Source organism: Kitasatospora sp. CMC57, assembly GCF_045866025.2.
Classification (GTDB): domain Bacteria; phylum Actinomycetota; class Actinomycetes; order Streptomycetales; family Streptomycetaceae; genus Kitasatospora.
The window spans coordinates 902,491-916,132 of record NZ_AP035881.2; the positions used below are offsets into that span (position 1 = coordinate 902,491).

Below are 13,642 nucleotides of genomic sequence, written 5' to 3' on the forward strand. Positions count from 1 at the left end.
ACACGCCGAAAGTGGAGTCACATGCCCAGCACCACAGCGTCCCGCGCCACCGAAGTACTCGCCCGTCCGTTCTCGCTCGGCAGCCTCAGCCTGCGGAACCGGATCGTGATGGCCCCGATGACCCGCGAGTTCTCCCCGGGTGGTGTCCCGGGGCCCGACGTCGCCGAGTACTACGCCCGCCGGGCGGCCGGTGGCGTCGGTCTGATCATCACCGAGGGCACCTACGTGGACCATCCCTCGGCGGGTACCCGTCCCGCCGTACCCCATTTCCACGGTGAGCAGGCGTTGGCCGGCTGGGCCGGCGTCGCGGACGCGGTGCACCGCGCGGGCGGGAAGATCGTGCCGCAGCTCTGGCACGTCGGGATGGCCCGGATGGCCGGTGCGCCGCCCGTCCCGCAGGCGCCCCGGGTCGGCCCCTCCGGCATTCCGCTGGAGGGCTCCGAGGCCGGGCACTCGATGACCCGACAGGACCTGGACGACGTGATCGCGGCCTTCGCCGCCGGGGCCGCCGCCGCCGAGGCCTGCGGCTTCGACGGCATCGAGATCCACGGCGCCCACGGCTACCTGGTCGACCAGTTCCTCTGGGAGCACACCAACCGGCGCACCGACGGCTACGGCGGCGACCCGGCCTCCCGGGCCCGCTTCGCCGCCGAGCTGGTGGCGGCCTGCCGCGCGGTGGTGGCGCCCGACTTCCCGATCCTGTTCCGGATGTCCCAGTGGAAGTCCGGCCACTTCGACGCGAAGCTCGGCAACACGCCGCAGGAGCTGGAGGCGGTGCTCGCCCCGCTCACCGAGGCGGGCGTGGACGCCTTCCACGCCTCCACCCGCCGCTACTGGCTGCCGGAGTTCGACGGCTCGGAGCTCAACCTCGCGGGCTGGGTGAAGAAGCTCTCCGGCCGGCCCACCGTCAGCGTCGGCTCGGTCGGCCTGGACACCGAGTTCACCAAGGCGTTCATCGGCCAGGGCAGCGGCCTCGCCGACATCGACGGGCTGCTGGACCGGCTGGAGCGCGACGAGTTCGACCTGATCGCGGTCGGCCGGGCGCTGCTCGCCGACCCGGAGTGGGCCGCGAAGATCCTCGACGACCGTACCGAGGAGCTGACCGCCTTCACGGTGGCCGCGCTCAAGACGCTGTCCTGACCACCCGTCAGCGCTGCTGGCACCGGGGGCACCAGAACAGGTTGCGGGCCGCGTGGTTCTCCGTCCGCACCTCGGTGCCGCAGACCAGGCAGGGCAGGGCGGCCCGCCGGTAGACGTAGACCTCGCCACCGTGGTCGTCCACCCGGGGCGGCCGACCCATCGCCTCGGGCGTGTGCTCCGGGCGGACGGTGTCGATCCGTCCGATGCCGGCGCCCTCGTGCATCAGCTCCACCAGGTCGGCCCAGATCGCGTCCCACTCGGCCCGGGTGACGCCCCGGCCGGGGCGGTGCGGGTCGATGCCGAGCCGGAACAGCACCTCGGCCCGGTAGACGTTGCCGACGCCCGCCAGCACCTTCTGGTCCATCAGCAGGGCAGCGACCGTGGTCCGGCTCCGGGAGATCCGCTCCCAGGCCGGGCCCGGGTCGCTGCCCGGGCGCAGCGGGTCCGGGCCGAGCCGGGCGTGGATCGCCGACTTTTCGGCCTCGGTGAGCAGTTCGCAGGTGTTCGGGCCGCGCAGGTCGGCGTACGACTGCTCGCTCTCCAGCCGGAGCCGGATCAGGCCGACCGGCGCGGGGGCCGGCCCCTCGCCGAAGGTGAAGCCGCCGTAGAGGCCGAGGTGGACGTGCAGCCAGGCACCGGCCTCGAAGCCGAGGAACAGGTGCTTGCCGTGCGCCTCGGCCGCGCTGAGCCGCTGACCGTCGATCAGGGCGGCGCCCTCCGCGAACCGGCCCTGCGGGCTGGAGACCCGGAGCGGGCGGTGCGCGAACGCCTCGGCGTTCGCGGTGGCGAGGCGGTGGATGATGTGGCCCTCGGGCAAGGCTGCTCCCCCTAGGAGTTCCGGCTACCCGCCCATCATCGCAGGTGGGACCGACAGCCGGGCCTGGTCAGCGGCCTGCCAACCGGGCTGCTATCACCTGGTCCAGGGCGGCCGCGGTGGACTGCACGTCGAGGTGCGAGTTGTCGATGATCGGCAGCCCGGAGTTGTACCAGCCGGCCATCCGGCCGTGGATCCGGGCCACCTCCTCGTCGCTGAGCCGACGGGTGCCGCTGCGGCGGGCGTTCCTGGCCAGCACCGAGTCGAGGCCGGGCAGCAGCACCACCGGGATCATGCCCGGCCCGATGTGGCGCTTCCAGCCGCCCAGGCCGACGGCGGGCAGGTCGGGGAAGACCGCGTCGTCGATGATGCAGGAGATGCCGTTGGCCAGGTAGTTCCGGCAGGCGAAACCGCAGGTCCGCCGGGCCAACCGGTACTGCGCCTCGGAGGCGTTGTTCCAGCCGGACTGCGGGTTGGCGAAGCCGGCCTGCACCCACTCCCGGACGTCGTCCAGGCTGATGTGCGCGGTCGCGGTCGGCCGGCGTTCGGCCCAGTGCCTGGCCACCGTGGTCTTGCCCGCCCCGGCGGGGCCGATCAGCAGCACCGCGAGGGTGAGCGCGGGCGCCTGCGGCGGCGGCAGCTGCACCGGCGCCCCGGCCGGCAGGGCGAACTGGCCGGTGGCCGCCTGCGGCGGGTACGGCGGCCGGACCGGCTGGGCCGGGTAGCCCGGCGGCACCTGACCTCCCCCTGCGTGCGTCACTGAGCACCTCCCGACGGGGACACTACACGTCGGTCCGGTGGCGGGCACAGCCCGCCACCGGCCAGTGATCAATAACGGCTGATCATGCGTCAGCGGGTGGTCAGCTGCTCCGCGAGCGCACGAAGCGCCAGCTCATAGCTGCCGAGCCCGAATCCGGCGATGGTGCCGGAGGCGACCGCGGCGATCACCGAGTTGTGCCGGAAGGTCTCCCGCGCGTACGGATTGGAGATGTGCACCTCGATCAGCGGAGCTGTCCGCTGCGCGGCGGCGTCCCGCATGCCGTACGAGTAGTGCGTGAAGGCCCCCGGGTTGATCACCACGGGAGTCTTCTCGTCGGCGGCCCAGTGCAGCCACTCGATCATCTGCTGCTCGGAGTTGGTCTCCTTGACCTCCACCTCGAAGCCGAGCTCCCGGCCGAGCGCGGTGCAGCGCTCGACCAGCCCGGCGTACGAGGTGGCGCCGTAGACGTCCGGCTCCCGGCTGCCCAGCCGGCCCAGGTTGGGGCCGTTGAGCACCAGCACCCGGCTCACGCCGAGACCTCCGCGTAGGCGGCCACCAGGACCTGCGGGTCGGGGCCCTCCAGCACCGAGGTCTTGGCCAGACCGTCCAGCACGATGAAGCGCAGCAGGTCGCCGCGCGACTTCTTGTCGATCTTCATGGCGTCCAGTAGCTTCGGCCAGGCGTCCGCCCGGTAGGTCAACGGCAGGCCGACCGAGCCGAGCACCGAGCGGTGCCGGTCAGCGGTGGCGTCGTCCAACCGCCCGGCCAGGCGGCCGAGTTCGGCGGCGAAGACCATGCCGATGGAGATCGCGGCGCCGTGCCGCCACTTGTAGCGCTCGTTGCGCTCGATCGCGTGGCCCAGGGTGTGGCCGTAGTTCAGGATCTCGCGGAGGCCGTTCTCCTTGAGGTCACCGGAGACCACGTCGGCCTTCACCTGGATCGCCCGGCGGATCAGCTCCACCGTGTGCGGCCCGGCCGGCGTCTTGGCGCCCTCCGGGTCGGCCTCGATCAGGTCGAGGATCACCGGGTCGGCGATGAAGCCGCACTTGATCACCTCGGCCAGGCCGGAGACGTAGTCGTGCTTCGGCACGGTCTCCAGGGTGGCCAGGTCGGCCAGCACGCCCACCGGCGGGTGGAAGGCGCCGACCATGTTCTTGCCCTCGGCGATGTTGATGCCGGTCTTGCCGCCGACCGCCGCGTCCACCATGCCGAGCAGCGTGGTGGGCATCGACACCCAGCGCACCCCGCGCAGCCAGGTGGCCGCCACGAAGCCGGCCAGGTCGGTGGTGGCCCCGCCGCCCAGGCCGACGATCACGTCGCTGCGGGTGAAGCCGGTCTGCCCGAGCACCGACCAGCAGTACGCGGCCACCTCGGCGCTCTTCGCCTCCTCGGCGTTGGGCACCTGGAGCAGGATCGCGTCGTAGCCCTCGGCGGCCAGGTCCTCCCGGATCGCCTCGCCGGTGGCCTCCAGCGCCTCGGGGTGGATGATCGCCACCCGCCTGGCCCGGGTGCCGATCAGCCGGCCGAGCTCGCCGAGCAGCTGACGGCCGATCAGCACGTCGTACGGGTCGTGTCCGGCGCCGCCGCCGACGTGGATGGTGACGGTGTCACTCATGGGGTCTTCAACTCCAGTGCTTCCAGTACTGCGTCCGCGACCTGCTCGGGCGAACGGCCCTCGGTGTCGACCACCGCGGTGGCCACCTCCAGGTACAGCGGGCGCCGGGCCTCCATCAGCTCGCGCCAGGCCGCCCGGGGGTTCACCGCGAGCAGCGGGCGCGGGGCGTCCAGACCGACCCGCTTGACCGCGTCGCCGAGCGCCACCTCCAGGTACACCACCGGGAGGTCGCGCAGCAGCTCACGGGTCCGCTCCGCCATCACCGCGCCCCCGCCGAGCGCGAGCACGCCGGGGTGCCCGGTGGTGGCCGCCTCGACGGCGCGCACCTCCAGCGCCCGGAAGTGCGGCTCGCCCTCGTCGATGAAGATCTCCGGGATCGGCTTGCCCGCGAGCTGTTCGACGTCCTGGTCGGTGTCGCGGAAGGTGACGTCGAGCCGTTCGGCCAGCAGCCTGCCGACCGTGCTCTTGCCCGCCCCGGGCGGCCCGACCAGCACGACGACCGGTGCGGTCATCGGACGATCAGGTTGTCGAGGTACCCCTGCACGTTGCGGCGGGTCTCGGAGACGTTGTCGCCGCCGAACTTCTCCGCCACCGCGTCGGCCAGCACCAGGGCCACCATCGCCTCGGCGACGATACCCGCGGCCGGCACGGCGCAGACGTCCGAGCGCTGGTGGTGCGCCTTGGCGGGCTCACCGGTGCGCACGTCCACGGTCTGCAGCGCACGCGGCACGGTCGCGATCGGCTTCATCGCGGCGCGCACCCGGAGCAGCTCGCCGGTGGACAGACCACCCTCGGTGCCACCGGACCGGCCGGAGGTCCGCCTGATGCCGTCGGCACCCGGCACGATCTCGTCGTGCGCCTGCGAGCCGGGCACCCTGGCCAGCTCGAAGCCGTCGCCGACCTCGACACCCTTGATCGCCTGAATGCCCATCAGGGCGGCGGCCAGCCGGGCGTCCAGCCGGCGGTCCCAGTGCACGTGCGAGCCGAGGCCGACCGGCACGCCGTACGCCAGCACCTCGACCACGCCACCGAGGGTGTCGCCGTCCTTGTGGGCCTGGTCGATCTCGGCGACCATCGCCTTCGACGCATCCTGGTCCAGGCAGCGCACCGGGTCCTCGTCGAGGCGGGCCTCGTCCGAGGGCAGCGGCAGCACGCCGGCCGGGGCCTTGGCGGCGGCCAGCTCGACCACGTGCGAGACGATCTCGATGCCGCAGGTCGCCTTGAGGTAGGAGCGGGCCACCGCGCCGAGCGCGACCCGGGCCGCGGTCTCCCGGGCGGAGGCGCGCTCCAGGATCGGGCGGGCCTCGTCGATCGAGTACTTCTGCATGCCGGCCAGGTCGGCGTGGCCGGGGCGCGGGCGGGTCAGCGCCTCGTTCCTGGCCAGACCCGCGAGGATCTCCGCGTCGACCGGGTCGGCCGACATGACCTGCTCCCACTTGGGCCACTCGGTGTTGCCGACCATCACGGCGACCGGGGAGCCCATGGTCTCGCCGTGCCGGACGCCGCCGAGGAAGGTGACCTCGTCCTGCTCGAACTTCATCCGGGCACCGCGGCCGTAGCCGAGCCGCCGACGGGCCAGCGCGTCGGCGACCAGCTCGGTGGTCACCGGCACTCCGGCCGGCAGGCCCTCCAGCGTCGCGACCAGTGCGGGGCCGTGCGACTCCCCCGCCGTCAGCCAGCGCAACGTACCCAACGGGAGCTCCTTCGTCAGCGGCCGGACGGCCGGGCGTTCGTTCCCCACGATCCTTTCACGTCCCGGGAGCCATCGGGCGCATGGTCCGCGTTGCGGACATGATCGGTCCGAACAGTGTCAGCTTGCCCCGGTCAGCGCCGCCTCGCCCGCCGCCCGCATCGCGGCCAGCGGCCCTTCGGGCACGCCCGTGAAGTACTCGAACTGGAGCACCGCCTGATGCACCAGCAGATCGAGACCGCCCAGCACGGTGGCACCCCGCGCCGCCACCGCCGCGGCCAGCTCGGTCGGCCACGGGTGGTAGAGCACGTCGAACAGCGCGCCGGGCGTACCGGTGAGCTCCGCCGCGAACACGTCGGTGGCCCCGGCCGGGGTGGTGGAGATGGTCAGCGGGGCGGCCAGCGCCGAGGCGCCGTCCGCCCAGTCGGCGGTCCGCAGCTTCAGGCCCAGCCGCTCGCCCAGCTCGCGCATCTCGGCGGCCCGCTCGGCGCTGCGCACGTGCACGGTGACCTCGCCGGTGCAGACCTGCGCCAGCGCGGCCAGCGCCGAGGAGGCGGTCGCCCCCGCGCCGAGCACCGAGGCCGCCTCGACCGAGTCGATGCCGCGCTCGCGGAGCGCGTTCACCAGCCCCGGCACGTCGGTGTTGTCCCCGCGCCGATGGCCGTCCGGGCCGAACACCACCGTATTGACCGCGTCCACGCTCAGCGCGGTCGGGCTCACCTCGTCCAACAGCGGGATGATCGCCCGCTTCAACGGCATGGTCAGCGACAGCCCGGCCCACTCCGCCGGGTCGAGCCCGGCGACGAACGCGGGCAGCCCGGCCTCGTCCACCTCGTGCCGCCCATAGCGCCACTGAGTCAGCCCGAGCGCGGCGTACCCCGCCCGGTGCAGCACCGGCGAGAGCGAGTGCGCGATCGGCGAGCCGAGCACGGCCGCGCGGTGCTGCGAGCTCACGACTTGCACATCCCCGCAGCCTCGTCGAAGCCCTGCTTGTTCGCGCTGCAGTAGTCCTTCACGTCCTTCTTGAACGCCTCGAAGGTGACCGCGAAGCGGGTCTCCTGCGGCGAGAGCGCGACGAAGTACACCCAGTCACCCGGCGTCGGGTCGAGCATCGCCTTGATCGCGTCGTCACCGGGGTTGGAGATCGGGGTCGGCGGCAGGCCCTTGTTGACGTACGTGTTGTACGGACTCTTGTCGCCGTCCTTCTCCGCCACGGTGAACTTGGTGCGGCCCAGCTTGTACTGCAGCGTGGTGTCCAGCTGCAGTTTGCCCTGGGTCGCGGGGGTGCTCAGGCGGTTGGAGATCACCCGGGCGATCTTCCCGAAGTCGGCCGAGTTGTTGCCCTCGGCCTGCAGGATGCTGGCCGCGGTCAGCACCTCGTAACCGCTCTTGAGGCCGATCTTCTGCGCCCCCGCGTCCAGGTTGAGGTCCTGGTAGTGCTGGGTGGCGGTGGAGACCATCTGCTTGAGCAGGTCCTCGGGCTTCATGCCCTGGCTGATCGAGTACTTGGTCGGGTACAGGAAGCCCTCGATGTTGCCGTTGGCGTACGGCGGCAGGCCGAGCGAGGCCACCTGGGTCTTGGCCACGTTCGCGGTGGTGCCCGGCGCGAGCTTCAGCTTGCCGTCGATCAGCCCGTAGGTGACGGCCGCGGTCTTGCCCTCGGGCACGATCAGCGCGTTGCCACCGGCAGCGTCGACCAGCACCTTGACGGCCTCGGACGCGGCCATCTGGTGGTGCAGGGTGAAGAAGCCCGGCTGGATCGTGTTGGCCTTGGGGTTCTTGTTGAAGGCGGAGATGAACGCGTCCACGCTCTTCACCACACCGGCCGCCTTGAGCGTCGCGCCCATCGACTCGCCGACCGCGCCCGGCTTGATCTCGATCTGCACCGAGCCGCTGCCGGTGCCGGTGAAGTCCGGCGGCGGTCCGAAGTGCTGCTGGTAGAAGCCGTAGCCCCACCAGCCGGCGCCGGCCACGCCGCCGAGCAGCACCAGTGCGACCACCAGGCAGGCACCGCTGTTCTTGCGGCCGGACTTCTTGCCCTTCTCCTTGCGGTTGCGCTCGGCGGAGCGGGAGTCGTCCTGCTCGCCGAAGAAGGACTCCTGCTCCGGTTCCTCGAACGCCTCGACCTCGTGGTCGGCCCACTGCCCGGATTCCGGCTCGACCACCCGGGGGGTCTGCGGCGCGTCCAGCGCGGCGGCCTCGGCCTCCCAGTCGATGCCGTCCGCGCCCGGGCCGGAGGGCTGCGGCGCGGCCGGCTGCGGGGGCTGCTGCTGGTGGCCCTGCTGCGGCATCGGGCGGCGCGGCTGCTGCGGCTGCTGTACGTACTGCTGCTGTTGCGGCTGTTGCTGCTGACCGTACTGGGGCTGCTGGGGCTGCTGCGGATACCCCGGCTGCTGCGGCTGTCCGTAGCCGTACTGGCCCTGCTGCGGGTAACCCTGTGGCTGCTGCTGTGGCTGACCGTACGGGCCGGGCTGCTGCGGCCACGACTGCTGCTGCTGCTGCGGGTACCCCTGCTGGCCGGCGCCGTACTGGTCCTGGGCGTACTGCGGCTGCTGCCACTGCCCGCCCGGGGCTCCGCCGGGTCCGGGATCGCCCGGCTGCCAAGGCCGCATGCCCTGGGGCTGGTAGCCCCCGCCCAGATCAGTCATCGATCCCCTTAAGCCGATCCGGCAAGACATCTCGAACCGGCGTGCTAGCGCAACGCCTGGAGGGAGACGTTACCGTACCGCGCGGTACACCCCAGTGGCCCCGGACGCACCGTCAGCGGCCGGAGGCGCTCGGTGAGGAGGGCTGCGCGGCCTGCCGGGCGTTGAACTCGGCCACGTTGCGCTGGTGCTGCTCGAAGCTGTCGGTGAAGCGCGTGTCACCGGGCCCTACGGTCACGAAGTACAGCCAGTCACCGTCCGCGGGGTGCGCCGCCGCCTGGATCGCGTCCCGTCCCGGGTTGGCGATCGGGGTCGGCGGCAGGCCCGGATGCAGGTAGGTGTTGAACGGCGAGTCGAGCCTGGTGTCGCCGGCAGTGGTGGTGAGGGTCGACCGGTTGAGCGCGTAGTTGATGGTCGAGTCGAGCTGCAGCGGCATCGACTTCTCCAGCCGGTTGTAGATCACCCTGGCCACCTTGGACATGTCCTCCGGGTTGTCCGCCTCCCCCTGCACCAGACTGGCCAGCGTGAGGATCTCGTACGGGCTCCGCCGGTACGCCTCGGCCGCCTGCGTCACCCCGTCCGTGGCCTGCCGCTTCGCAGCCTGAGCCACCATCAGCTGCAACAGCGTCAGCGGGGTGGTCTCGTCGGTGACCGGGTAGGTGGAGGGGAAAAGGTAGCCCTCCGGGTTGCCCCGGGCCGCGTCCGGCAGGCCCAGCGCGGCGGCCTGCCGGACGGCCACCGCCTTGGTGGTGCCCGGGTCCAGCTTGAGCTTCTGGTCGACCGCGGCGTAGATCTGCTCGGCCCGGCGCCCCTCGGGGATGGTCAGCGCGTTGGCGTTCGCCGGATCCAGCAGGACGTTCAGCGCGGAGACGGCCGCCATCCGCCGGCGCAGGGTGTACGTGCCCGGCTGAATCAGGGTGCCCGCCGGGCTCTTGGCCGCCGCCTCGGTGAACGCCCGGACGCTGGCCACCACACCCTCCTTCTGCAGGGTCTGGCCGATCTGGGTGAGCGTCGCCCCCTGGCCCACCGAGACCTGCACGGTGCCCGAGCCCGATCCGGTGAAGTCCGCCGCCCTCTCCTGGCCCGACGGCCAGAGCAGGAAGGTCGCCAGCACCGCCAGGCCCAGCACGCCCGCCAGCGCCAGCCCGCTCAGGCAGCAGGCGAGTCCGGTCCGCACCCGGCGCGGGTCGGGCGGCTCGAACCCCGGCGCGTGCCCCGGCGGCAACCCTTCGGGCTCGTCCGCCGGCGCGCCGAGGTGACCGGGCGTCAGTCCGGGTGCCAGGCCGGGTGCGGTGTACGGATCGGTCATGGCCTCGTCCCCTCCGAATGCGGAACGGGGCACCTGCTCATGAGCAGGTGCCCCGTTCGGGACGCTAGACCAGGATGATCAGCTGACCGGTTCGACGCTCTCACCGGGGGCGCGACCACTCACCCGTTCGGTCTCAAGAGCGCTCTGCAGGATCACCACGGCGGCAGCCTGGTCGATCACCGAGCGGCCCTTCTTCGAGCTCCGGCCCGAGGCCCGCAGGCCCTGGGCGGCGGTGACCGTGGTCATCCGCTCGTCCACCAGACGCACCGTCACCGGGGCGACCAGCGCGGCCAGCCGCCCCGCGTACGCGCGCACCTTGACGGCGGCCGGGCCCTCCTTGCCGTTCAGCGAACGCGGCAGGCCGACCACCACCTCGACGGCGTCGTACTCCTCGACGATCTCCTTCAGCCTGGCCTGCGAGCGGCCGCCCGCCGGGACCGTCTCCACCGGGGTGGCGATCAGCCCGTCGGGGTCGCAGGCGGCGACTCCGATCCGGGCGTCGCCCACGTCCACAGCGATCCTGCGGCCTCGGCGGAAGACCCTGCCCTCCTGAGCCTCCATCAGACGGCACGCTCGGCGACCAGGCCGCGGACGGCCGCGATCGCCTGGTCCACGGCGGCCGGGTTGCTGCCACCGCCCTGGGCGAGGTCGTCCTTGCCACCACCGCCGCCGCCGAGGGTCTTGGCCGCGATCTTGACCAGCTCACCGGCCTTGACGCCGCGGGCGCGGGCGTCCTCGTTGGTGGCAATCACGGTCACCGGGCGGTCGTTGGCTACCGTGAAGACGGCGACCACGGACGGGCGCGAACCCAGCCGGGCCCGCACGTCGAGGACCAGCTTGCGCAGGTCGTCGGCGCCGGTGCCGTCGGCGACCCGCGCGGCCACCACCGAGACGCCGTTGACGTCCTCGGCGCTCCCGGCGAGGCCCGAGGCGAGCGCGAGCACCTTCTCGGCCCGGAAGCGCTCGATCTCCTTCTCGGCGTCCTTCAGCTTGGCGAGCATGCCCGAGATCTTCTCCGGCAGCTCCTCCGGACGGCCCTTGACCAGCTCGGTGAGCTGGGCCACCACCGTGTGCTCCTTGGCCAGGAAGCGGTACGCGTCGGCGCCGACCAGCGCCTCGACCCGGCGCACACCGGCGCCGATCGAGGACTCACCGAGCAGCTTCACCAGCCCGAGCTGGGCGGTGTTGCCGACGTGCGTACCACCGCAGAGCTCCTTGGAGAAGTCGCCGATGGTCACCACCCGGACGGCGTCGCCGTACTTCTCGCCGAACATCGCGATGGCGCCGGCCTTGCGGGCCTGATCCATCGTCATGACCTCGGCGGAGACCTCCAGCTCACGGGTCAGCACGTCGTTGATCTTCTGCTCGACGTCCACCAGCACCGAACCGGGCACGGCGGCGGGCGAGCCGAAGTCGAACCGGAACCGTCCCGGGGCGTTCTCGGACCCGGCCTGGGCGGCGGTGGGGCCGAGCGCGTCCCGCAGCGCCTGGTGGGTCAGGTGGGTGGCGGAGTGCGCGCGGGCGATCGCCCGGCGGCGGTCCAGGTCGATCTGGGTGAACGCCCGGGCGCCCAGTACGACCTCGCCGACCACCACGCGGCCCTTGTGCACGACCACCCCGGGCACCGGCGCCTGCACGTCGCGGACCTCGACCACCGCGCCGGAGTCGAGCCGGATCCGGCCCTGGTCGGCAAGCTGGCCGCCGCCCTCGGCGTAGAACGGCGTGCGGTCGAGCACCAGCTCGATGTCGTCGCCCTCGTGCGCGGCCGGGGCGGACACCCCGTCCACCAGCAGGCCGACCACGGTGGCCTCGCCGTGCGACTCGGTGTAGCCGGTGAAGACGGTGGCCCCCGAGCGGTCCGCCACCTCGCGGTAGGCGGAGACGTCGGCGTGGCCGTGCTTCTTGGCCTTCGCGTCGGCCTTGGCCCGGTCCCGCTGCTCCTTCATCAGGGTGCGGAAGCCGTCCTCGTCCACGCTGAGGCCCTGCTCGGCCGCCATCTCGAGGGTGAGGTCGATCGGGAAGCCGTAGGTGTCGTGCAGCTGGAACGCCTTGGCGCCGGTGATCACGGCCGAACCGGACGACCTGGTCTCGGCGACCGCCGTGTCCAGCAGCAGGGTGCCGCTGCGCAGCGTCTCGAGGAAGGAGGCCTCCTCGCCGACGATGACGGCCTCGATCCGGCTCTTCTCGGTGAACAGCTCCGGGTACTGCGGCCCCATCGCGTCGATGGTGATGTCGCTCAGTACCTTGGCGACCGGCTCGGTGGCGCCGAGCAGGCGCATGTTGCGGATCGCACGGCGCAGGATGCGGCGGAGCACATAGCCGCGGCCCTCGTTGCCGGGCGTGACACCGTCGGAGACCAGCATCACCGAGGTGCGGATGTGGTCGGCGACCACCCGCAGCGAGACGTCCGACTTCTGGTCCGCGCCGTACTTGTGGCCGGTCAGCTGGGCCGCCCGGTCCAGGATCATCCGGCTGGTGTCGATCTCGAAGAGGTTGTCGACGCCCTGCAGGATGGTGGCCAGGCGCTCCAGGCCGAGGCCGGTGTCGATGTTCTGGTTCGGCAGGTCGCCCAGGATCGGGAAGTCGTCCTTGCCGGAGCCGGCGCCGCGCTCGTACTGCATGAAGACCAGGTTCCAGATCTCCATGTACCGCTCGCCGTTGACGGCCGGGCCGCCCTCCTCGCCGTACGCGGGGCCGCGGTCGTAGTTGATCTCCGAGCACGGGCCGCACGGGCCGGGGACGCCCATCGACCAGAAGTTGTCCGCCTTGCCGAGGCGCTGGATCCGCTCGGCCGGGACGCCGATCTTGTCGCGCCAGATGGCCTCGGCCTCGTCGTCGTCCTTGTAGACGGTGATCCAGAGCTTCTCGGGCTCCAGGCCGTAGCCACCCTCGGCGACGGGGGTGGTCAGCAGCTCCCACGCGTAGCTGATCGCCCCCTCCTTGAAGTAGTCGCCGAAGGAGAAGTTGCCGCACATCTGGAAGAAGGTGCCGTGCCGGGTGGTCTTCCCGACCTCCTCGATGTCCGGGGTCCGGACGCACTTCTGCACGCTGGTCGCGCGGCTGAAGGGCGGCTTGACCTCGGCGAGGAAGTACGGCTTGAAGGGCACCATGCCGGCGGGGACCAGCAGCAGGGTGGGGTCGTCGGCGACCAGGGACGCCGACGGAACAACGGTGTGGCCGCGCTCCTCGAAGAAGCGCAGCCAACGGCGGCGGATCTCTGCCGACTCCATCATTGGTCCTTCCGGTTGGTGGTTCCGCCGGGCAGCTCGTCGAGCTGACGCGGCGTCGAATCAGTGATCTGGGGGGTGGTGCGGTGCTTGCTGGGGCGCAGGGCGGCGGCCGGGGAACCCGGTGCCGCCTTGATAGCTCGGGCCGCCCCGATCGGGGAGAGGGGGGCTTCGCCGCGCAACGCCCGGCGCCGGGGCGGCTCGACCACGGCGGTGCCGTCCAGGCCGAGGTCGCCGCGCAGCTGCTCCTCGCGTTCGGCCATCCCGGCCCGGACCTCGGCGGCGAACCGCTTGGCGGTGTCGCCCAGGTGCAGGGCGCCGCGCGCGGCGGTGCCCGACAAGCTGTCGGGGGTGAGCCGGTGCACGGCCTCGTTGGCCTTGTTCATGGCCCAGACGGTGGCTCCGGCGCCGACCGCCATCCAGAAGATGCGTCGCACCATGG

The 13,642-nt window shown here is 72.2% G+C and carries 14 protein-coding genes; 2 read left to right on the forward strand and 12 right to left on the reverse strand.

Going from position 1 to position 13,642, the window contains the following annotated elements; translation table 11 throughout:
• Positions 1-21: 21 nt before the first annotated feature.
• Positions 22-1,140 carry an NADH:flavin oxidoreductase gene (locus ACKUU6_RS04170; RefSeq protein WP_407987064.1) on the forward strand — a complete coding sequence of 373 codons (1,119 nt, stop codon included), beginning with the start codon at positions 22-24 and terminating at the stop codon, positions 1,138-1,140.
• A gap of 7 nt (positions 1,141-1,147) precedes the next feature.
• Here ACKUU6_RS04170 and ACKUU6_RS04175 read toward each other — a convergent pair whose 3' ends face one another.
• The 8 genes from ACKUU6_RS04175 to mltG (ACKUU6_RS04210) all read right to left on the reverse strand — a co-directional run bounded on the left by ACKUU6_RS04175 (position 1,148) and on the right by mltG (ACKUU6_RS04210) (position 8,310).
• Positions 1,148-1,957 carry an Fpg/Nei family DNA glycosylase gene (locus ACKUU6_RS04175; RefSeq protein WP_407987065.1) on the reverse strand — a complete coding sequence of 270 codons (810 nt, stop codon included), beginning with the start codon at positions 1,955-1,957 and terminating at the stop codon, positions 1,148-1,150.
• 67 nt (positions 1,958-2,024) lie between these two features.
• The gene (locus ACKUU6_RS04180) at positions 2,025-2,762 is read right to left on the reverse strand and encodes an AAA family ATPase (protein ID WP_407987066.1); all 738 of its coding nucleotides are present in this window, start codon (positions 2,760-2,762) and stop codon (positions 2,025-2,027) included.
• A gap of 41 nt (positions 2,763-2,803) precedes the next feature.
• Positions 2,804-3,244 (reverse strand): type II 3-dehydroquinate dehydratase, encoded by a 441-nt coding sequence (gene aroQ / locus ACKUU6_RS04185; protein ID WP_407987067.1) that lies wholly within the window; start codon positions 3,242-3,244, stop codon positions 2,804-2,806.
• Positions 3,241-4,329, reverse strand: a complete 1,089-nt coding sequence (gene aroB, locus ACKUU6_RS04190) for a 3-dehydroquinate synthase (RefSeq protein WP_407987068.1) — start codon at positions 4,327-4,329, stop codon at positions 3,241-3,243. Before aroB ends, aroQ begins: the two co-directional genes overlap by 4 nt.
• Positions 4,326-4,841: a shikimate kinase gene (locus ACKUU6_RS04195; RefSeq protein ID WP_407987069.1), complete on the reverse strand. Its 516-nt coding sequence runs from the start codon at positions 4,839-4,841 to the stop codon at positions 4,326-4,328. Before ACKUU6_RS04195 ends, aroB begins: the two co-directional genes overlap by 4 nt.
• Entirely contained in the window at positions 4,838-6,022 is a 1,185-nt protein-coding gene (aroC, locus tag ACKUU6_RS04200; RefSeq protein ID WP_407987070.1) for a chorismate synthase, read from the reverse strand. Before aroC ends, ACKUU6_RS04195 begins: the two co-directional genes overlap by 4 nt.
• Positions 6,023-6,139: 117 nt before the next feature.
• Entirely contained in the window at positions 6,140-6,973 is an 834-nt protein-coding gene (locus tag ACKUU6_RS04205; protein ID WP_407987071.1) for a shikimate dehydrogenase, read from the reverse strand.
• Positions 6,970-8,310 carry an endolytic transglycosylase MltG gene (mltG, locus tag ACKUU6_RS04210; protein ID WP_407987072.1) on the reverse strand — a complete coding sequence of 447 codons (1,341 nt, stop codon included), beginning with the start codon at positions 8,308-8,310 and terminating at the stop codon, positions 6,970-6,972. The genes ACKUU6_RS04205 and mltG (ACKUU6_RS04210) overlap by 4 nt, the downstream gene beginning before the upstream one ends.
• On the opposite strand from mltG (ACKUU6_RS04210), the gene ACKUU6_RS04215 reads away from it, so the two are divergent.
• The gene (locus ACKUU6_RS04215; protein ID WP_407987073.1) at positions 8,293-8,679 is read left to right on the forward strand and encodes a hypothetical protein; all 387 of its coding nucleotides are present in this window, start codon (positions 8,293-8,295) and stop codon (positions 8,677-8,679) included. The genes mltG (ACKUU6_RS04210) and ACKUU6_RS04215 overlap by 18 nt on opposite strands.
• A gap of 100 nt (positions 8,680-8,779) precedes the next feature.
• Here ACKUU6_RS04215 and mltG (ACKUU6_RS04220) read toward each other — a convergent pair whose 3' ends face one another.
• From mltG (ACKUU6_RS04220) to ACKUU6_RS04235, 4 genes are all read right to left on the reverse strand, one after another.
• Entirely contained in the window at positions 8,780-9,973 is a 1,194-nt protein-coding gene (gene mltG, locus ACKUU6_RS04220; RefSeq protein ID WP_407987074.1) for an endolytic transglycosylase MltG, read from the reverse strand.
• A 78-nt stretch (positions 9,974-10,051) separates the two neighbouring features.
• On the reverse strand, positions 10,052-10,534 hold the full coding sequence (gene ruvX, locus ACKUU6_RS04225) for a Holliday junction resolvase RuvX (RefSeq protein ID WP_407987075.1): 483 nt from the start codon (positions 10,532-10,534) through the stop codon (positions 10,052-10,054).
• A complete protein-coding gene (gene alaS, locus ACKUU6_RS04230) occupies positions 10,534-13,203 on the reverse strand; it encodes an alanine--tRNA ligase (protein ID WP_407987076.1) in 2,670 nt (889 codons plus the stop codon). The genes ruvX and alaS overlap by 1 nt, the downstream gene beginning before the upstream one ends.
• On the reverse strand, positions 13,203-13,640 hold the full coding sequence (locus ACKUU6_RS04235; protein ID WP_407987077.1) for a DUF6167 family protein: 438 nt from the start codon (positions 13,638-13,640) through the stop codon (positions 13,203-13,205). The genes alaS and ACKUU6_RS04235 overlap by 1 nt, the downstream gene beginning before the upstream one ends.
• Positions 13,641-13,642 lie beyond the last annotated feature (2 nt).

Coding starts and splice junctions, on each gene's coding strand:
- ACKUU6_RS04170 (WP_407987064.1), top strand. CDS start 22: ATGCCCAGCACCACAGCGTCCCGCGCCACCGAAGTACTCGCCCGTCCG.
- aroB (WP_407987068.1), bottom strand. CDS start 4,329: ATGAGTGACACCGTCACCATCCACGTCGGCGGCGGCGCCGGACACGAC.
- ACKUU6_RS04195 (WP_407987069.1), bottom strand. CDS start 4,841: ATGACCGCACCGGTCGTCGTGCTGGTCGGGCCGCCCGGGGCGGGCAAG.
- mltG (WP_407987072.1), bottom strand. CDS start 8,310: ATGCCGCAGCAGGGCCACCAGCAGCAGCCCCCGCAGCCGGCCGCGCCG.
- mltG (WP_407987074.1), bottom strand. CDS start 9,973: ATGACCGATCCGTACACCGCACCCGGCCTGGCACCCGGACTGACGCCC.
- ruvX (WP_407987075.1), bottom strand. CDS start 10,534: ATGGAGGCTCAGGAGGGCAGGGTCTTCCGCCGAGGCCGCAGGATCGCT.
- alaS (WP_407987076.1), bottom strand. CDS start 13,203: ATGGAGTCGGCAGAGATCCGCCGCCGTTGGCTGCGCTTCTTCGAGGAG.
- ACKUU6_RS04235 (WP_407987077.1), bottom strand. CDS start 13,640: ATGGTGCGACGCATCTTCTGGATGGCGGTCGGCGCCGGAGCCACCGTC.